Raw genomic sequence first — 18,839 nt, 5'->3', positions numbered from 1 at the left:
TCCTCACCCGCCGACTGCCGCGAGGCGCTTGGCGAAGTCGTGCAGAGCGGCCTCCGTCACATTGCTGACGCTGACCCGCAGTGTGCGGTGGTCCACGGGGTGGAAGGCCGTGCCCGGCAGCACCAGGACATCCTGCTTCAGCAGGAGTTCGCGCACCACGTCCTCGGTCGGCCGGTCGGCGAACGGATGGCGCAGCCAGCCGAAGAAGCCGCCGACGGAGAGCAGTTCGAACCCTCCCGGACGCCGCGCCATGGCCCGGGCGAACGCGTCCCGCTTCGAGACGATCTCCGCTGCCCGCTCCCGGCGCCACTGGCCGGCACCGGTGAGTCCGGCCCAGGCGGCCTCCTGGCCGATGCGCGGCGGGCAGATCGTGACGCAGTCGAGCAGCTTCATGACCTCCTCGTTCAGCGCGGGTGAGGCCACGATCGCGCCGACCCGGTAACCGGGGATCGCGAGGTCCTTGGAGAAGCTGTGCAGACTGACGACCGTCTCCTGCCAGCCGGGGTCGGCGAACAGGGGGTGCGGCGGTTCGTCCGTGCCGCGGAACGAGCGGTACGTCTCGTCGAGGATCAGTGCGATCCCGTGCCGTTCTGCCACCCGCGCGAACGCGACGATCTCCTCCGGCGGGATCGTGACCCCGGTGGGGTTGCCGGGCGTGACCAGGGCGATGGCCCGGGTGCGCGGGGTGATGAGGGCCTCGGCCGCCGCGGCGCCCGGTACGAGGTCGGGGCCGGGCTCCAGGTGGACGGGGGTGAGGCCGTCCAGCCCCAGCCACATGTCGTGGTTGAAGTAGTACGGCAACGGCAGGATGATCTCGTCGCCCGGCTCGGCCAGAGCCGAGGTCACCAGGCAGAAGGCCTGGTTGCAGCCGGCGGTGACGAGGATGTTCTCCGCCCTGACCCGGCCCCGGTAGTCGCGGGACAACTCGTCGGCGAAGGCCGTCCGCAGCTTCGGCAGCCCCGCCAGATCGACGTAGTCGGCGCCGTGGGCGTCCCGGGCGACGGAGACGACGTGCTCCACGACCGACGGGGCCGGCGGATACGCGGGGACCGCCTGGGCGAGGTCGAGCAGGGCGGCGCCCGCGTCTCCGTCGCGCTCGTCGAGCAGCGCGTACGTCGCCCCGATGGGCGAGGGGGTCCGCAGCAGGGTCCTGGAGGTAAGTCGCACGCCGGTTCTCCTTCGAAGAGCTCGTCCCACCGAGCTTCCCCGGACCCGCTTGGTGCCACCAACCCCCTCTTCAGGGGACGTGCCATCGGGGAGGGAGCGGGTCAGGACGACAGGAGCGAGGCCCGCCAGCCGTCCGGGAGCGCCTCCCCGTACTCGATGTCACTCACGCCGCGGAAGGCGGCGAGGTCCTCCAGTTGCTCGACGACCGCCCGGCGTAGCGCGGCCGTCGGTGTGACGCCGGGCTCCAGGTGGATGCCCTCGACCAGCAGGCTGTCCCGCTTGCGTTCCACGCGCGGGGAGATCCGGCCGACGAGACGGTCCTCGTGGACGATCGGCAGCAGGTAGTAGCCGTACTGGCGCTTGGCTTTGGGGATGTACATCTCGTTGCGGAAGTCGAAGTCCCACAGCCGCTGGGTCAGTCGGCGGTCGCTGACGAGGTTGTCGAAGGGGGAGAGCAGGACGGTGCGTCCGTGCCAGTCGCCGGAGCGGATCGCCGTCAGCTCGTCCTCCGCGTCGGCGTGCACGTACCAGGTCTCGTTCGGCTTGCCGCCTTCGACGCGGACCGGGATGACCCTGCCCTGTTCGGTGAGGCTGCGCAGCACGTCGGGCAGGCCGTCGTACTGGCCACGCAGGAAGTACTGCTTGATGTCGAGCGGGCGGGCGACCCCGAGGGCTCGGAGCGTGTGCTCGGTGGCCTTCGTGACCTTCTGCTCGGCCGACATCGGCTGCCGGTCGGCGTCGGGCGGCAGGCAGGCGTCGGGCAGACCCCACAGGCGCAGGCCGCCCTCGCGGGCCTGCACCATGACCTTGCCCTGAAGCCAGAGGAAGGTGAGCATCCGCTCGACGTTGCGGCCGGCGGTCCAGCCGGAGGACGGCCAGTCCATGGCCGCACAGTCGTCGAAGGCCTCCGTCGGCAGGGGGGTGCCCTCGGCGAGGCGGGACAGGACGTGCTTGGCCAGTACCACGTTGGCGTCCAGCCAGACCTGTGTGAAGGACCGGTTGGGCGGCGGGTAGGCGTCCATCGTCGCGCGGTGCAGCGGGTAGTCCTCGGTGAGCACGATGGCCGCCGCGTGGGCCCAGTACTCGAAGAGCCAGCGGTCCTGCCACCAGATCGTGGACAGGTGCGGCCCCGCCGCGGCGCCCAGACGGCTCCAGACCACCAGTTCGTGGCTGGCCGCCACCACGTTCACGGGGTCGAGCTGGAGGTAGCGCAGCGAGCGCAGGACGGTACGCAGTCCGTCCGGCGTCGGATCGGGGCGGGACGCGGTCAAGTGCTGTCTGGTCAGGGCAAGTCGGCGCGCCTCGGTCTTGCTGAGCGTGAGCGTCGCCTTGGACGGGGTCATCGTGCTGCGGCTCCTTGCTGGGCGAGCTGTCCGAGGGAACGTCCCAGTTCCAGGAGGTGCTCGCTGCCGTGCGTCCGGCTGTCGGTCTGGACGGGGGTGTACGCGCCCGTTCGCTGTCCGAGTAAGGCGACCCGGGTGAGTTCCGCTTTGTTGCCGACGCCCAGTTTGGTGCGAATGCGTTTTACGTACGTGTCGACGGTGTGCGGGCTGATTCCCAGTCGTGTCGCTATCTGTCCGTGGGTGAGTCCGCGGGATATCTGACGGAGTACCTGATTCTCCCGGTCGGAAAGGTTGCCGTCCGGGACGGTCGCTCCCTCCTGGGCGATGGGGCCGGCGCTTCCGAGCGAGGGTTGAGTGGCGTCGCACAGACACGGGGAGGGGCTGGAACCGGCGGCGAGAGCCCGAATGGCCCGTATGATGCAGGCCACCGAAACGCTCTTGTGGACGATGCCGGAAGCACCCGCCCGGAGGTAGGCGGCGGAGTCGGCCTCGGACGCGTGGTTGACGATGAGGACTGGTGTCTGGGCAGCGAGTTCGGTGATCTGGTGCAAGGAGGCGACGCACAGAACTTCGGCGTCGAGGAGGACGACGTCGATCCGTCTGGGCGGGTTCGTCCCGGACGACCGTACGGTCACGTCGATTCCCGAACCTTCAAGAACCTGGACGAGTCCCGCCAAGAAGATGGGAGACGCCGTAATTGCTTCGGTCCTGATCATGAATCCCCCGTACTTTAAGCCACAATTGCTGGACAGTACATCGGTATTCAGGGATAGTGCAACGGCTATATACGGGCGTGTCGTTGCAGCCGCCGCTTGATCCGGCCGGGCCGCCCATCCTCCCTCGATCGAGTAAACCGCGTCCCCAGAGCCGTGCTTCCCGATTCGAAAGGGAATGCTATCAGCCGAGTCTCGCTCGAACTGTAGCCGTTTTGAGGGACAGGTGGACATGCCCGCCACCAGGTGGGGCCACTCTCTTGGGGCATAGCAGACTCTCCCGCGCGAGGGAATCAGCGGGTAACGAATTTCTACGCGCCGTCGTCGCAGCGCTTGAGCGCCCGGGCGAACGCGTCGAGCGCGAGGGACAACTCCTCCTGACTGACCGACAGCGCGGGACGCAACCGCACCGTGCGTTCACCGCCGGGGAGTACGAGAACTCCTTCCTCCCGCAGCACGTCGACGAACGCATCGCGGATCGCGGCCGACGGCAGGTCGAAGGAGCACATCAGTCCGCGTCCCCGGGCATTGGAGAACAGGCCGGGGAACCGGTCGGCCAGTGAACGGAATCCCTCCAATAGATTGCCGCCCAACACCACTGCCCGCTCGATCAGTTGATCGCGTTCGATGATCTCGAGCAGACGACGCGAGCGGACCATGTCGGCGAGGCCCCCGGCCCACGTCGACCCCACGCGGGCGCTGACACGGAAGACGTTGTCCGGCACCAGGTCCACCCGTCGGCCGGCCATGACCCCACCGACCTGAGCCTTCTTGCCGAAGGCCACCACGTCCGGCTCGATCCCCAACTGCTGGTACGCCCAGGGCGTTCCGGTCAGCCCCACCCCGGTCTGCACCTCGTCGAGCACGAACAGCGCGTCGTGCGTGTGGCACAACCGCTGCATCGCCTGGAGGAACTCGGGACGTAGGTGCATGTCGCCGCCCTCGCTCAGGACGGGCTCGGCGATGAAGCACGCGATGTCGTGCGGATGCGCCGCGAACGCCGCCTCCGCCTGGGCGAGCGCCGCCCGCTCGGCGTCCTCGACCAGCCGGGTGTTGCGCTCGTCCAGCGGGAAGCGGATCGCGGGCGTGTCGATGCGCGGCCAGTCGAACACCGGGAAGCGCTCGGTCTTGACCGGTTCGGTGTTGGTCAGGGACAGGGTGTATCCGCTGCGGCCGTGGAAGGCGTGCTTCAGGTGCAGCACCTGCGTGCCGAGCGACGGGGACCGGCCGGCCGCCTCGTTCCGTCGGCTCTTCCAGTCGAAGGCGCACTTCAGCGCGTTCTCCACGGCCAGCGCTCCGCCTTCGACGAAGAACAGGTGCGGCAGCTCGGGGTCGCCCAGCACCCGGGCGAACGTGGTGACGAACTCCGCCAGCTCCGGGGTGTAGGCGTCCGCGTTCGACGGCTTGTTCGCGGCGACCTTCGCCAGGAGCTTCCCGAACTCCGCGTCCTCCACCACGTCCGGCGGGTTGAAGCCCAGCGGGCTGGACGCGTAGAAGGTGAAGAGATCGAGGTACGAACGCCCGGTGAGCGCGTCGACCAGCCAACTGCCGTGGCTGCGCGTCAGATCGAGGACGAACGGGTATCCGTCGACGAGCATGTGGGCCGACAGGATCGGGTGGACCTGGGCAGGGGTGATCGAGCTGGTGGTGGGGAGGGACATCGGCATTCCTCGCGTTGGGGGCGGGTGGACGGCCTGGCCGGTCAGGAGAAGCTGATGTTCTGGGCGAGGGCCACCTCACCCGAGTAGTTGACGACACTGGTCGACCGGCGCATGTACGCGTGCCAAGCGTCCGAGCCGCACGCCCGGCCGCCCCCGGTCTCCTTCTCGCCACCGAAGGCGCCGCCGACCTCCGCCCCCGACGTGCCCAGGTTCACGTTCACCAGTCCGGTGTCCGCGCCGACGGCGGACAGGAAGATCTCGGCCTCCTGCTGGTCCCGCGTGAAGATGCTGGCGGACAGGCCCTGCGGGACGTCGTTCTGCAGGGCGATGGCTTCGTCGAGCGTGTCGTACGTGAGCACGTACAGCAGCGGCGCGAACGTCTCCTCCCGCACCACGGGGGAGTGCGCGTCGATCCGTACGACCGCAGGCCGCACGTACGCGGCGGACCCGGCGGTCGTCTCGACTCGGTCGCCGCCGACCAGCAGCTTTCCGCCGTCGTCCGTGACCCGGGCGATCGCCTCCCGCATCCTTTCGAGCGGAGCCCGGGAGATCAGCGGGCCGACGAGCGTGTCCTTGTCGAACGGGTCGCCGACGGGAAGCCGCTCGAAGGCGGCGGTCAGCCGCGGCAGCAGCACGTCCACGACGTCCCGGTGCACGATGAGCCGGCGCAGCGAGGTGCAACGCTGCCCCGCGGTGCCGGCGGCGGCGAAGAGGACCGCGGGCAGAGCCAGTTCGAGGTCGGCGCTCGGGGCGATGACGGCCGCGTTGTTGCCGCCGAGCTCCAGCAGGGAGCGCCCGAAGCGCGCGGCCACCCGGGCGCCGACGGCCCGGCCCATCGGCACCGAGCCGGTGGCGCTGACCAGCGCCACCCGTGGATCGTCCACGAGTGTCTCGCCGGTCTCCCGTCCACCGAGCAGCAGGTGGTGGATGCCGGCCGGGGCACCGGACTCCTCGGCGGCCCGGGCCAGCAGGTGGTCGCAGGCCAGCGCGATCAGTGACGCCTGCTCGGACGGCTTCCACACGACGGTGTCCCCGCAGACCAGCGCGACCGTGGTGTTCCAACTCCAGACGGCGGCCGGGAAATTGAACGCGGAGATGATGCCGACGACACCCAGCGGGTGCCAGGACTCGACCATTCGGTGCTCGGCCCGCTCGGACGCGATGACCCGCCCGTACAGCTGACGGGAGAGGCCGACCGCGTAGTCCGCGATGTCGATCATCTCCTGGACCTCGCCGTACGCCTCGGCCTCGATCTTGCCGACCTCCAGGGTGATCAGCTCGGCCAGGTCGTCGTGGTGCTCGCGCACCAGCTCGCCGAAGCGGCGCACGACCTGACCGCGGCGCGGAGCCGGCGTGGAACGCCAGGCGAGGAACGTTTCGTGGGCGGCGGCCACCGCCGCTTCCGTCTCCGACGTGCCACTGCCCTTCAGCCCGAACAGGTCCTCTCCGGTGATCGGCGTCCGGGCGTACAGGTCGTCGCCTTCCGGCACCGTTGCACCGATGCGGTCCAAGCACGCGCGGGCACGCGCGCGGAGGTCTTCCGTGGCGGGCAGGGCAAGGGTGGTCATGCATGGCTCCCGAAAAGGTGAGGCGGGCCGCGGTCCGGCGGACTTCCTGGCGTTCGGCAGCCCCTAGCACATGTCGGGACGGACCGTCCCGGCAGCCCCCGGTTCGCGTGACAGGACAGATGGCCGTCCGCGTCGTAGGTTCCTGACGCAGGGCGCAGGGGGCCCTGTTCGTACCGGCGATGGAGTCGTATAGATGCACACCGACAGCTCGGCCAGGCAGGACAGCGTGATCGATGCGGTGGATCGGCCTGTCTATGACCCGTTCTCCTGGGAGTTGCACGAGGACCCCTACCCGGTCTACGCCTGGATGCGGGAGAACGAGCCGGTCTACCGCAACGAGGAACGTGACTTCTGGGCCCTGTCCCGGCACGAGGACGTGCTCTCGGCGCTGCGCAGCCCCAAGCTGTTCTCCAACCGCAACGGCATCTCCCTGGAAACCGAACTGTGGGGACCCGAGGCGTACAAGACCAGCTTCTTCCTCGCCATGGACCCGCCGGAACACGGCAGGCTGCGCACCTTGGTGTCCAGCGGATTCACCGCCCGGCACGTCACCGGGCAAGAGGCCCGTATCCGCAGGATGGCGCGTGACCGGCTGCTGCCGCTGCTGGAGCAGGGCGAGTTCGACTTCGCCAGTGACTACGCGGCGGCCCTGCCCAACGACATCGTGTGCGACATGGTCGGTATCCCCGCCGCCGACTGGGACCTCATCCGCGCCGACACCGACATGCTGAACCTGCGGGGCGACGGCGAGGAGGACCGCCCGGCGGGCTCCGTCCAGGCCGCCCTGCGCCTCGCCTCGTACTTCGTCGCGCACGTCACCGAGTTGCGGCGCAAGCCCGGCCACGACCTCACCTCGCACCTTCTGGACGTGCGGGTCAAGGACCGGCCGTTGAGCGACTCGGAGATCGTCGCCTTCCTCTTCCTGCTGATCACCGCAGGAAACGAGTCAACGGGCAAGGTCATCGGGAACGCCTGGTACCACGGCGGTCTGCACCCCGACGTGAAGCGGGCCGGACTGGAACACCGTCCCGACGACTGGACGATGGAGACCCTGCGCTACGACTCGGCCAGCCAGATGGTCGCTCGGACCGTCACCGAGGACACGGTGCTGCACGACGTCCTGCTGCCGGCGGGCAGCCGCGTCGCCGTCCTGCCCGCCTCCGGCAACCGCGACCGCCGCGTCTTCTCCGACCCCGACCGCTTCGATCTGGACCGGGACACCAGCCAGCTCATCAGCTTCGGACACGGTCCGCACTACTGCCTGGGTGCCGCCCTCGCCAAGCTGGAGATCAAGATCGCCCTGGAGGAGATCGGGGCGCGCATCTCCGACTACGACATCGACATGACGTACGCCCGGCGCGTGCACTCTCCGCACCAGCGCGGCTATGCCGTGCTGCCCACCTCCGTGACCTTGCGCGACAAGCCCCGCGACCTGCCGGACGTGCCCGCCCTCTAGGCGTACTGCTCCGCAGCGTGGTCGACGCGGCTGATCGGCCGTCGGAGGACCGTCGGCCCCTGGCTCCTGGCCCCGCCGACAGACGTCAACGACCGGGCCGCTCGGCAGGCCGCTCGCGCGGAGCACCCCTGCCGGGCAGCGGCTCGTTCGGTACGGCGTCCACCCCGAGCGCGGGCACGTCCCCGCCCGTGCGGGTCCCCCTGAGCCCCCTCACCGCTGCCTTCGCCGGCAGGATGTCCGCGAGCATGATCAGCCCTCCTGGACGGGAAGCACCTGGCGGGCACCCGGGTAGTCACCACGGGCGATCCACTCGCGCGGATAGCCGACCGAGACCTCCATGAACTGCACTCCGTCGTACCACGTGGTCCGGCGAATGTGCAGGTGGCCGTAGACGACGGCCGCGACGTTGAAGCGGGTGTGCCAGTCCGCGGTCCGGTCCGTACCGCACCACAGGGCGAACTGCGGACGGCGCAGGACCAGGGTCGGCTCCCGGACGAGCGGGAAGTGGTTGACGAGCACCAGCCGGAGGTCCGGGTCCAGTGCGGCCAGGCGGCGCTCGGTCAGTTCGACGCGGGCGTGGCACCAGGCGACGCGGTCGGGGTAGGGGTCCGGGTGCAGCAGCGCCTCGTCGGTGCAGACCACCCCGGACTCCCACGCCTCGTCCAGCGCCTGTTCCATGGTGACGTCGGCGGGGCGGAAGCTGTAGTCGTACAGCAGGAACAACGGCGCGACGGTCACCGGGCCGCCGGGGCCCTCCCAGACGGGGAAGGGATCCTCCGGCGTGTCGACACCCAGCTCCCGCGCAGTCTCCACCAGTTGTCGGTAACGGATGTCCCCGCGCTGGGTGTCACCCCCGCCCCGGGTGGTCCACAGCTCGTGATTGCCGGGGGTCCAGATCACCCGCGCGAAGCGCTCGCGCAGCAGTCCGAGCGCCCAAGCCAGATCGTCGATGCGCTCGGCCACGTCGCCCGCCACGATCAGCCAGTCGTCGGGCGACACGGGCTCCACGCGCTTGATCAGGTCACGGTTCCTGCCGTGGGAGACGTGCAGATCACTGATCGCGAGGAGTCTGCCGCTCATGGTCCCCCGTCCCCAACCTCGCCGCGATGACAGCGGCGAGGATCTCCGGCTGCTGTTGCAGGAAGTAGTGGCCGCCTCCCGGAACGGTCGCCAGGTCGACGGAGGAGCCGAAGCGCTCCCACACCCGGTGCTTGCGCTCGTAGCGGGGGGTCTCCGGGTCGTCCGTGCCGATGACCACGGTGATCGGGGCCGCCAGCGGCGCGGTGCGGCCGCGGCGCGGCCAGTGCTCGCCGAAGTAGGCCTGTGCGGCCCCCGCGTCGTGCCGGAACGCCCGCATGACGAAGGCGAGCTCGTCCTCCTGGACCACCCCGTCGAATCCGCCGAGCGACTGCAGATAGCGCATTTCCGCCCGGTCGGAGTCGGGCCCCTCGCGGCGCCGCCGCGCGAACCGGCTCCCGTAGTAGGGGTACGAGGCCCCGAGGAAGAGCCGTTCGACGTCGCGTCCGGCCGTCTCCAGGCGACGCACCACCTCGACGGCGAGCGCCACCCCGACGCAGTGCCCGTAAACGGAGACCGGCCCCTCCACGTTCTTCAGGATCTCGTCCACGACGCTCTGCGCCACCTCGTCGAGGGGCCGCAGCTCCGGGTCGCCGCCGAGTTCATGACCGGGCAGTGCCACGGCCAGCAGGCCGATCGCGGGGTCGAGACGGCCCGAGAGGGGCTGGTAGCCGATGGCGCTGCCGCCGCCGAACGGCACGCACACCAGGGTGTGCGTGGCCGTCCGGTTCCGCGGGGTCATCCGGAGCAGCGGTCCGGGCTCGTCGGCCGCTTCGAGGGCCGCCGCGAGCTCGCGGACGCTGGGACAGGCGGCGAGCAGTCCCACGGTGGCGCCCTCGATCCGGCGCACCGCGCGGACGGCGGTGAAGGAGTCGCCGCCCAGGTCGAAGAAGCTCGCGGTGACGTTGACGGCGGGCAGGCCGAGCAGGTCCCGGAAGACTTCGGCGATGGTCTCCTCGCGCGGCGATGCGGGCGCCTCGACGGCGGCCGCCTCCACGGCCGGCGCGGGATCGGGCAGCGCCTGCCGGTCCAGCTTCCCGTTGTGGGTGAGCGGCATCGCGGGCAGGACGGTGACCGTGGCCGGAACCATGTAGCGGGGCAGAGCCGCCCGCAGGGCGTCGTGCAGGGCGGCCGGGTCGGGGCTGTCGCCGGTGACGTACCCGGCGAGGCGCGTCCCGTCCCGGACGGTCACCACCGCTTCGCGGACCGACGGCTGGTCGAGCAGCACCTGCTCCACCTCGCCCAGCTCGATCCGGTAGCCGTGGATCTTCACCTGGTGGTCCATCCGCCCGAGGAACTCCAGCGTTCCGTCCCGGAGCCGGCGGACCTTGTCGCCGGTGCGGTACAGCCGTCCGCCGGGGCCCGCCAGATCGTGCGCGATGAACCGTTCGGCGGTCAGCGCCGGACGGTTCACGTAGCCGCGTGCCAACTGCACGCCGCTGAGGAAGAGTTCGCCCGGAACGCCGGGGTAGGAGGGCGCCAGGCGCTCGTCCAGTACGTGCGTCCCGGTGTTCGCGACGGCGTCGCCGATCGGGACGGTGCCGGCCGGCGCGGGGCGGGCGCAGTCCCACCAGGTGACGTCGACGGCCGCCTCGGTCGGTCCGTACAGATTGTGCAGCTCCACGTGCGGGAGAACACCGCGGAAGCGCTCCACCAGGGGGCGGGGGAGCGCCTCGCCGCTGCACACCACCCTGCGCAGGGCAGGCGCGTCGACGGGCTCGTCGAGGAAGAGCTGGAGCATCGACGGCACGAAGTGCGCGACGGTGACGTGCTGTTCGGTCAGGACGCGGGCCAGATAGGTGCTGTCCTGGTGCCCGCCGGGCCGGGCGAGAACCATGGTGGCCCCGTTCACGAGCGGCCAGAACAGCTCCCACACCGACACGTCGAAGCTCAGCGGAGTCTTCTGCAGCACCCGGTCGGCGGCGCCGAGCGGGAACGTCTCCTGCATCCACAGCAGTCGGTTGACGATCGCGCGATGGGTGACGACCACGCCCTTGGGGCGGCCGGTGGAGCCGGACGTGAACAGCACGTAGGCGGCGTCGCCGGGGCGGCCCGGACCGGCCGCGCGCGGCAGCTCGGCCCGGTCCGCCGGAGTCAGGACCTGTTCCGCCCCGGCTCGTACGGCCGTCTCCACGCAGTCCGGCGAGGCGAAGGCCACCGTCACACCCGCTTCGCCCGCCATGAAGGCGAGGCGCGCGGGCGGCAGCGAGGGCTCCAGGGGCAGATAGGCGGCGCCCGTGAGCAGGGTGCCGAGCACGCCCGTGACCATGTCCAGGCCGCGTTCGGCGCAGACCCCGACGAACCGGCCGGGGCCGGCCCCGGCCGCCGCGAGCGCGCCGGCCGCCCGGCGGGAGCGTTCGAGCAACTGCGCGTAGGTCAGGGTGCCGTCGTCGGCGCGGACGGCGACCGCGTCGGGGGTCGCCGCCGCCTGCCGCTCGATCAGCGCGGCAAGCGTCTGTTCCGCGTCCGGGTACCGCACGCTGACCGCCGGACGGCTCTCCTCGGGCCCGGCGGCGGCCGTCATGACGCCGTCGACCGTCTCGGCGTCGGTGAGGGCCCCGAGGACGCGGTAGAGGTACCCCATCATGTCGTCGACCGTGCCCGGCTCGAACCGTTCGCGGTGGAAGACGAGCCGGATCACCGAGGCGGGTGCGGGTGTCACGATCAGGGTCAGCGCCTCGCTGGTCTTCTCGAAGTCGTTGACCGAGCGGACCGAGAACTGCTCGGCCAGCTTCCCGTCGCCGATGGCGAGCGGGTAGTTGTCGAGGACGACGACGCTCTCGAACAGCGGCTCGTTCCCGGGCAGGTTCGCCCAGGACCGGATCTGCGCCAGGGGCGTGTACTCGTACCGCCTGGCCGTGGAGTGCGCCGTCTGGATCTTCCGCAGCCAGTCGGAGAGCCCGCCGTCGTCGGGGACGGTGATCCGGATCGGCAGGGTGTTGATGAACGATCCGACCATCTCGTCGACGCCCCGCAGTTCGGCGGGGCGTCCCGAACTGGTGCAGCCGTAGGTGACCTCCGCGTCCCCGCTGAAGCGGCGGAGCACCAGCGCCCAGGCAGCCTGCATCAAGGTGCTGAGGGTGACTTGGTTGCGGGCGGCGATCGTGCGCAGCCGCTCGTCGAGGGCGGCCGGCAGCGCCCTGCGGACCTCCTCGACGGCGCCGGGACCGCGACGCGGGTCGAGCCGCAGCAGTGGGCCGAGGCGACCGCTGCCGGCGGAATCCGCGAGGGCCCCAGTCCACCAGTCCTGGGCCGCCTGCATGTCCTGGGACTGCAACCAGGCGATGTAGTCCCGGTAAGGGGCGGGCGCGGGCGGTGCCGGAGCGCCCGCGAGCAGGCACTGGTACCGCCGGATGAAGTCGCCGAGGACGATCGGCACCGACCAGCCGTCGAGCAGCAGCATGTGATGGGTCCAGACGAACCCGTGGCGGCGGTCCCCGAGCCGGATCAGGTGCAGCCGCTGCAGCGGCGGCCGCTCCGGGTCGAAGCCCACGGCCCGGTCCTCGGCGAGCAGCCGCTCGAACCCGTCCTGCTGCTCGTCGGTGTCTGCTGCCGACCAGTCGTGCCGCGTCAGCGCGCCGGGCGGATTGCGGTGCACCACCTGGAGCGGCTTGTCGAGGCCCTCCCAGTGGAAGGAGGTCCGCAGCGCGGGATGCGCGACCACCACCTGCTGCCAGGCCAGCTCCAGGAGGTCGGGGTCGAGCGTGCCCGTGATCTCGAAGCTGCGCTGCGCGACGTAGGTGTCCGCGTCGCCGCCGTACAGGGTGTGCAGCAGCATGCCCTGCTGGAGCGGTGACAATTCGTAGACGTCCGCGATGTCGGCTCGGCTCACGGGGTCTCCTGACCGGTCTGGAGACGACTGAGCAGCCCGTCGAGCTGCGATCGATCGACGCGGGCGAGCGGGAAGTCCGACGGGACGTGCGTGGCGTCCCCGTCGGCCGTCAGAGCCCGCAGCTCCGTCAGGAACCGCTCCGACAGCCGGTCCACGGTCTCGTGATGGTGCAGCCTGGCGCTGTACTCCCAGGTGACGGTCAGTCGGCCGCCGGTGACCGAGGCGCGGACCGCGAGGGGGTACGGGCGTCGGCCGCGCGGACTCGTCGCGGGGCCGGCGGGTCCGAGCGCGGTGAAACCGTCCGTGGCCGGTGACGGCTCGTGGAGCTGGCCGGTGTACTCGAAGAGCAGCTGCGCCGGGGAGGCCGGCACCGGGTCGTTGCCCTGGCGCAGCAACTGCCAGCCGAGCCCGCCTTCGGGGACGGCCCGCAGGGCTTCCTTGACCGATTTCACTGTGGTCTCGGGCGTGCCGCTGGGTTCGCTGACGAGGCCGACCGGGTGGACGGTGTCCAGCCAGCCGATGGTGCGTGCCAGGGCGATGTCCCCGAAGGTCTGGTCGCGGGTGTGCCGCCGCAGGTCGATCAGGGTGCGCGTCGAGCCCGTCCAGTCGCCGAGGGTGCGGCTCAAGGCCGCCAGCAGAAGGTCGTCGATCCGGCAGTTGTGCGCCGCCGGGACGGTGTGCAGCAGCTCGGTCGTCTCCTCGGCGCCCAGTCGCGCGACGACCTCGCGGGCGTCGGCGGCAGTGTCGGCGCCCGGGAGCTGCGCCGTGTCGAAGGGCACCGTGCCGGACGCGTCCTCGATCAGGTCCGTCCAGTACGGCCGCTGCGACTGCACCGGCTGCGTACCGGCGTACGACGCGAGGCGGCGCGCCCAGGACTGCCAGGACGTCGTCTTGGCCGGCAGCGCGACGGTCCGGCCCGCACCGAGCGCGAGCAGCGCGGTCCGCAGGTCCTCCACGAGGATGCGCAGGGAGATGGCGTCGGCGACCAGGTGGTGTGCGATCACCGCCAGCTGGTCGGGGCGTCCCTCGCCGAGCCGGAAGAACTCGAACCGGACCAGCGGGCCGACGGAGGGCTTGAGACCCGCCGCCGCCTCGGCGGTCAGCTCCGTGATCCGGCGCTCCCGTTCCTCACCGTCCAGGTCGGACAGGTCGTGCACCGTGAACGGCGTACGCGAGTCGGGCAGGGCGATCCGGACGCGCGTCTGGACGCCGTTGAGCTGGAAGCGCTGTCGCAGGCCGTCGTGGTGGATGAGCAGCTGGACGACCGCCTCGCGCAGCATGTCCTGCGGGTAGGACTCACGCAGTTCGAGCAGCGTGGAGACGTTCCAGTGGTGCGGGTCGGCGATGTCCGAGCCGCAGAACCAGCGCTGCCGCGCCGTGAGCGGCGACGGTCCGCTGACCACGCCCTGCTCGGCGTCGATGACCGGGGCCGCCGTCGTCACCGCGGCGAGCATGGCGACCGTGGGGTGCTCGAAGAGGTCCAGAGGGGAGATCCGGATGCCGATGTCCTGCGCCTGTGCGACGACCTGGATGGCCAGGATCGAGTCGCCCCCCAGCTCGAAGAAGTTGTCGTGCACGCTGATGCCCTCGGCGCCGATGACGCCGGCGACGATCTCGGCGAGCTGCTGCTCGACGGGGTTCTGCGGAGCGACGAACTCTGCCGCCCCGGCCGGGCGTTCGGCGGTGGCCGCAGGCAGCGCCGCGTGGTCGATCTTGCCGTTCGGGGTCAGCGGCAGGGCCTGCAGCTCGACGAACGCCGCGGGCACCATGTACGGCGGCAGTTCCTTCTCCAGGAACTCGCGCAGGGCACCCGCGGCGGGCGCGGGGGAGGTACGCGGCACGATGTAGGCGACGAGCCGCTTGTCCCCGGGCTCCGGCTCGTGCACGACGACCACCGACTCGGTGATGTCGGGGTGCAGGCTGAGGTTCGCCTCGATCTCCGCGGGCTCCACCCGGAAACCGCGGATCTTGACCTGCGTGTCGGAGCGGGACACGAACTCCATGTTGCCGTCGGGCCGTTGGCGCACCAGGTCACCGGTGCGGTACAGCCGCGCGCCCGGGTGCGCCGGGTCCGGGTCGGGGACGAACCGCGCGGCGGTCAGACCGGGGCGGCCGTAGTAGCCGCGGGCCAGGCTGATGCCACCGATGTACAGGTCACCGATACTGCCCACGGGGACGGGGCGCAGCCGGTGGTCCAGGATGCGCAGATCGGCCGAGGGCAGAGGTGTGCCGATCGGCAGGTTGGGCCAGTCGCGGCTCTGGTCGACCGGGTCGACGCGGAAGAAGGTCGAGCTGACCGTCGTCTCCGTCAGGCCGTACACGTGCATCAGCGGCACGCCGAGCGGCTCCCACATCGTGATGCGGTCGGGCAGCACCCGCTCGCCGCCGATGATCACGAGGCGGAGCCACTCCGGGAGTTCGCGGTCCTCGCGCCGCAGCGACCGGGTCCACTCGTGCCAGTACGCGGTGGGCAGTTCCATCACCGTGATGCGCTCGCGCTCGGCCAGCTCCGCGAGATCGGCGCCGCCGCCGAGTAGCTGCTCGGCGGGGATGACCACCGCGCCGCCGGCCAGCCAGATGGGGAACAGCTCCTCCACGAGGACGTCGAAGCTGGGCGAGGCGAACTGCAGGAACCGGTCCCCGCTGCCGAGCCCGAAACGGTCCACGACGTCACGGGCGAAGGTCGCCAGGGAGCGGTGCTCGATCTGGGCGCCCTTGGGGCGGCCGGTCGAACCCGACGTGTACACCATGTACGCCGTCGAGGCGGGGTCGGGCAGCGTGGGCAGATCGTGTGCGGGCTGACCCAGGGGCGGTTCCACCAGGACGACTTCGCCCGGCCATGCGTCGCCCGCGGCGGCCAGCGCGCCGTCCGCCTCCTTCTCGACGATCAGTACCCGCAGGTCGGAGTCGGTCAGCATGAACGTCAGGCGCTCCGCCGGGTAGGACGGGTCGAGGGGAACGTAGTAGCCGCCGGCCTTGAGCACCGCGAGGATCGCCACGGCCATGCGGGGCGAGCGATCGAGCAGGATGCCGACCGGCACCTCCCTTCCGACACCGCGTTCGCGCAGCTCGTGCGCGAGCCGGTTGGCGCTGCGGTTCAACTCCGCGTAGCTGAGGGCGGTTCCGCCGTGGACCACCGCCGTGGTGTGCGGGGCGAGGGCCGCGCGCCGCTGGAAGAGCTCTACGAAGCCCGGGCCGTGGTCCGCCACCGCGGCGGGGACCGGGGCTGTTGCCGCCGCGACCGGGCTGACGATGAACTCGACGTCGCCGACCGTCGTGTCGGGCGCCGTCACCAGCTGACGGAGCACCTGGGTGAACTGTGCGGCCAGCAACTCCACCGTCCCGGTGTCGAACAGCTCGGTGGAGTACTGCCACTGCAAGGAGACGGTGTCGCCGCGCGGCATCGCGAACAGGGTCAGGTCGATGGAGACCGGTCCGATGTCCATCGGCTCCGGGGCGATGGTGAGGTCCGGCACTTCGAGGGTGCTGGCCGGGGCGGTCAGGACGTTGATCATCACCTGGATCAGCGGGGTCTGCGACGCCTCCCGGCCGATGCCCAGCTGTTCCAGGAGCCGCTCGAAGGGCAGGTCCTGGTGGTCGTAGCCGGCGGTGGTGGTGTCCCGGGCGGCGTGTACGAGGTCGCGCAGCGTCTGGTCCTGGGCGAGCGACATCCGCAGGGGCAGCAGGTTGGCGAAGCAGCCGATGAGCTCCTCGGTCTCCACCCGGTTGCGCCCGGAGATGGCCGAGCCGATCACCAGGTCGTCCTGGCCCGAGTACCGGTGGAGCAGTACGGAGAAGGTGGCGAGCAGCACCATGAACAGCGAGGCGTTCTCCCGCTCGCTGAACACCTTGAGGTCGCTGCTCAGCTCGGGCGAGAGGTCGATGTGGTACTGGGCGCCCGCGAAGGTCGGCCGGGCGGGGTAGGGCCGGTCGACGGGCAGGGAGAGGCGGGTCGGCACACCGTCCAGCGCCTGCTTCCAGTAGGCGAGCTCGGCGCTGATCCGCTCGTCCGTGAACTCCCGCGCCTGTGCGGCGGCGAAGTCACCGAACTGGATCTCCAGTTGCGGGAGCGCGCTCGTGCCGCCCATGCGGTGGGAGCCGTACAGAGCCACGAACTCCCGTACGAGGATGGCCATCGACCACGCGTCGGAGGCCGCATGGTCGGTCGTGAACAGTGCCACATGTGTGTCCGGGGCCAGCCGCAGCAGCTTGATGCGCAGGCGCTGGGGGTCCTCCGGGGCGAAGGGGCGCTCCAGCTCGGCGTCCGCGCGCCGCCGCACCTCGGCCGGCTGCTCCTCGGCCGGCAGGTCGGACAGGTCGATGAGCGGGATCGGCACCGGAGTGACCGGCTGGACCACCTGTACGGGGATGCGGCCGTTCAGTTCGACCGTGGACCGCAGCGCCTCGTGACGGTCGACGATCTCCGTCAGTGCCCGGCCGAGCAGGGAGAGATCGAGGTCGCCGACGAGCCGCAGCGCTCCGCCGATGTTGTTGGAGCCGCGGATCCGGCCGGTGGTCCACTCCCGCAGCTGGGCGAAGGACAGCGGGGTCGGCGTGTCTCGGTCGCGCGGCTCGATTCGGCCGGCGGCGGGCTCGCGCGCGGCCGCCATTTCCGCGAGCCGCCGCTCCAGCAGTTCTCGCTTGTCCGGGGAGAGGGCGGCGATACGGGATTGCAGGTCCTCAGTCATGGGGCAGCCACCGTTCGGGAGTCTTCGCGCAGCACCTGTTCGAGGGAGGAGAGTCCTGCCGTCAGCTCGGCGGTGGTGCCGCCGAAGCCGAGCCGGGCGTAGGAGCGGAAGTCGTCGCCGAAGCACATGCCCGGAACCAGCAGCACACGGTGCTCCTCCGCGAGCCGTCGGCAGGAGCGCTCCACGTCGGGGAGGCGGGGGAACGCGACGAAGGTCGTCACACCGCCGTCCGGCGGGGTGAGCCGGACCAGTTCGGGCAGGCCCGCCGCCCATTCCCGCAGCAGCTTGAGGTTGGCGTTCGCGTGGTCGCGCTGGAACGCCACGATCCGGTCCGCGTTGCGGATCGCCTTCTCGGCGAAGAACTCCAGGACGGGGGAGACGTACAGCGCGATGTAGTCACGCAGCACCGCCATCTCCTCGTGCAGTTCCCGCGGCGCCAGACACCAGCCCACCCGCATGCCGGCCAGCCCGTAGCTCTTGGAGAGGGTGCCGAAGGAGATGACCTTGTCGTAGCGGTCGTGCGGCAGACGCAGGGGGTCTTGGGTGTACGTCATCTCGCCGAACGCGTTGTCCCAGACCAGCCAGGCGCCCGACGCGGCCGCGATGGCGATGAGCTCGTCCTGCTCCTCGGCGGTGATCGACACCCCGGTCGGGTTGTGCGGGAAGTTCACCACGATCATCCGGGGGCCGGACGCGGCGAGTTCACGCAGCAGCGCCATGTCGGGACGGAAGCCCCGGTCGGCGCGGAGCGGCCAGCGGGTGATCCGGCACCCCATCGACCCGGCTATGTCGTACAGCTGCTGGTAGGCCGGGTCGACGACGATCACCTCGTCGCCCGCTTCGAGCAACGTGTGCATGACGATGTAGATCGCCTCGCTGGACCCGTGCGTGACCATGACCGGGTCGACGTCGCCGCCGGTCCAGCGGTCCGCGAGCGCGGCCCGCAGTCCGGGTCCGCCGTACGCCTCGCTGTCGTGCAGCACCAGCGAATCCAGTTCGGACAGCTCGAAGTCGCAGAGCGTGCGCAGCTCCGCCATGGACAGGTCGCGCACCCCGCTGCTGCCGATGTCGTGATCGACCTTGTGGTAATAGTCGCGCATCCAGGCTTCCAGCTTGGCAACGGCAATGCCCATACGTATTTCCACTCTGTTCGCGGCCACTTCGAACGGGAACTGCGGAGCCGAAAGTTCGACAGATTCCCCAGTCTCGGCCAGCCTCTTTCACCGGCTCCGCGCCCGCACGTCGTCCTTTCATGTGACACCGCCGCGCCGAGTCACTGCCGGTAGCTTCTGGTCTACATCAGGGCCTCACACCCCCGAGTTCAACGAGGAAGC

Annotated in this window: 10 protein-coding genes; 1 reads left to right on the top strand and 9 read right to left on the bottom strand. The window is 70.7% G+C overall.

The genetic code is table 11. From position 1 onward, the window contains the following. Positions 1 to 3 precede the first annotated feature (3 nt). From ACFYOU_RS15665 to ACFYOU_RS15645, 5 genes are all read right to left on the bottom strand, one after another. Positions 4 to 1,167 (bottom strand): aminotransferase, encoded by a 1,164-nt coding sequence (locus tag ACFYOU_RS15665; RefSeq protein WP_391306123.1) that lies wholly within the window; start codon positions 1,165 to 1,167, stop codon positions 4 to 6. Between the two features lie 101 nt (positions 1,168 to 1,268). Next, on the bottom strand, positions 1,269 to 2,510 hold the full coding sequence (locus ACFYOU_RS15660) for a DNA glycosylase AlkZ-like family protein (protein WP_391306121.1): 1,242 nt from the start codon (positions 2,508 to 2,510) through the stop codon (positions 1,269 to 1,271). Further along, the gene (locus ACFYOU_RS15655) at positions 2,507 to 3,145 is read right to left on the bottom strand and encodes a LuxR C-terminal-related transcriptional regulator (RefSeq protein ID WP_391306119.1); all 639 of its coding nucleotides are present in this window, start codon (positions 3,143 to 3,145) and stop codon (positions 2,507 to 2,509) included. The genes ACFYOU_RS15660 and ACFYOU_RS15655 overlap by 4 nt, the downstream gene beginning before the upstream one ends. 389 nt (positions 3,146 to 3,534) lie before the next feature. Continuing rightward, positions 3,535 to 4,884 (bottom strand): L-lysine 6-transaminase, encoded by a 1,350-nt coding sequence (lat, locus tag ACFYOU_RS15650; protein ID WP_391306117.1) that lies wholly within the window; start codon positions 4,882 to 4,884, stop codon positions 3,535 to 3,537. 41 nt (positions 4,885 to 4,925) lie between these two features. Continuing rightward, positions 4,926 to 6,452 carry an aldehyde dehydrogenase family protein gene (locus ACFYOU_RS15645; RefSeq protein WP_391306116.1) on the bottom strand — a complete coding sequence of 509 codons (1,527 nt, stop codon included), beginning with the start codon at positions 6,450 to 6,452 and terminating at the stop codon, positions 4,926 to 4,928. A 193-nt stretch (positions 6,453 to 6,645) separates the two neighbouring features. Between ACFYOU_RS15645 and ACFYOU_RS15640 the strand changes: the two genes are divergently transcribed. Then, the gene (locus ACFYOU_RS15640) at positions 6,646 to 7,908 is read left to right on the top strand and encodes a cytochrome P450 (protein WP_391306114.1); all 1,263 of its coding nucleotides are present in this window, start codon (positions 6,646 to 6,648) and stop codon (positions 7,906 to 7,908) included. A gap of 249 nt (positions 7,909 to 8,157) precedes the next feature. On the opposite strand, the gene ACFYOU_RS15635 is transcribed toward ACFYOU_RS15640, so the two are convergent. The 4 genes from ACFYOU_RS15635 to vioD are packed head-to-tail and all read right to left on the bottom strand — an operon-like array spanning position 8,158 to position 18,638. After that, complete coding sequence (locus ACFYOU_RS15635; RefSeq protein ID WP_391306112.1) at positions 8,158 to 8,988, bottom strand: metallophosphoesterase; 831 nt, start codon at positions 8,986 to 8,988, stop codon at positions 8,158 to 8,160. Next, a complete protein-coding gene (locus tag ACFYOU_RS15630) occupies positions 8,960 to 12,817 on the bottom strand; it encodes an amino acid adenylation domain-containing protein (RefSeq protein ID WP_391306110.1) in 3,858 nt (1,285 codons plus the stop codon). Before ACFYOU_RS15630 ends, ACFYOU_RS15635 begins: the two co-directional genes overlap by 29 nt. After that, positions 12,814 to 17,505 (bottom strand): amino acid adenylation domain-containing protein, encoded by a 4,692-nt coding sequence (locus tag ACFYOU_RS15625; protein WP_391306109.1) that lies wholly within the window; start codon positions 17,503 to 17,505, stop codon positions 12,814 to 12,816. The genes ACFYOU_RS15630 and ACFYOU_RS15625 overlap by 4 nt, the downstream gene beginning before the upstream one ends. Next, complete coding sequence (vioD, locus tag ACFYOU_RS15620; protein WP_391306107.1) at positions 17,502 to 18,638, bottom strand: capreomycidine synthase; 1,137 nt, start codon at positions 18,636 to 18,638, stop codon at positions 17,502 to 17,504. The genes ACFYOU_RS15625 and vioD overlap by 4 nt, the downstream gene beginning before the upstream one ends. Between the last annotated feature and the right edge of the window lie 201 nt (positions 18,639 to 18,839).

It is taken from the genome of Streptomyces sp. NPDC005955 (genome assembly GCF_042871255.1).
In the GTDB taxonomy this organism is placed as follows: Bacteria; Actinomycetota; Actinomycetes; order Streptomycetales; family Streptomycetaceae; genus Streptomyces.
This window is presented reverse-complemented; position numbering and strand designations above follow the sequence as displayed.

Bases quoted from the DNA above. Each gene is read 5' to 3' on its own strand.
- ACFYOU_RS15660 (WP_391306121.1), bottom strand. From the start codon at position 2,510: ATGACCCCGTCCAAGGCGACGCTCACGCTCAGCAAGACCGAGGCGCGC.
- lat (WP_391306117.1), bottom strand. From the start codon at position 4,884: ATGTCCCTCCCCACCACCAGCTCGATCACCCCTGCCCAGGTCCACCCG.
- ACFYOU_RS15645 (WP_391306116.1), bottom strand. From the start codon at position 6,452: ATGACCACCCTTGCCCTGCCCGCCACGGAAGACCTCCGCGCGCGTGCC.
- ACFYOU_RS15640 (WP_391306114.1), top strand. From the start codon at position 6,646: ATGCACACCGACAGCTCGGCCAGGCAGGACAGCGTGATCGATGCGGTG.
- ACFYOU_RS15635 (WP_391306112.1), bottom strand. From the start codon at position 8,988: ATGAGCGGCAGACTCCTCGCGATCAGTGATCTGCACGTCTCCCACGGC.
- ACFYOU_RS15625 (WP_391306109.1), bottom strand. From the start codon at position 17,505: ATGACTGAGGACCTGCAATCCCGTATCGCCGCCCTCTCCCCGGACAAG.
- vioD (WP_391306107.1), bottom strand. From the start codon at position 18,638: ATGGGCATTGCCGTTGCCAAGCTGGAAGCCTGGATGCGCGACTATTAC.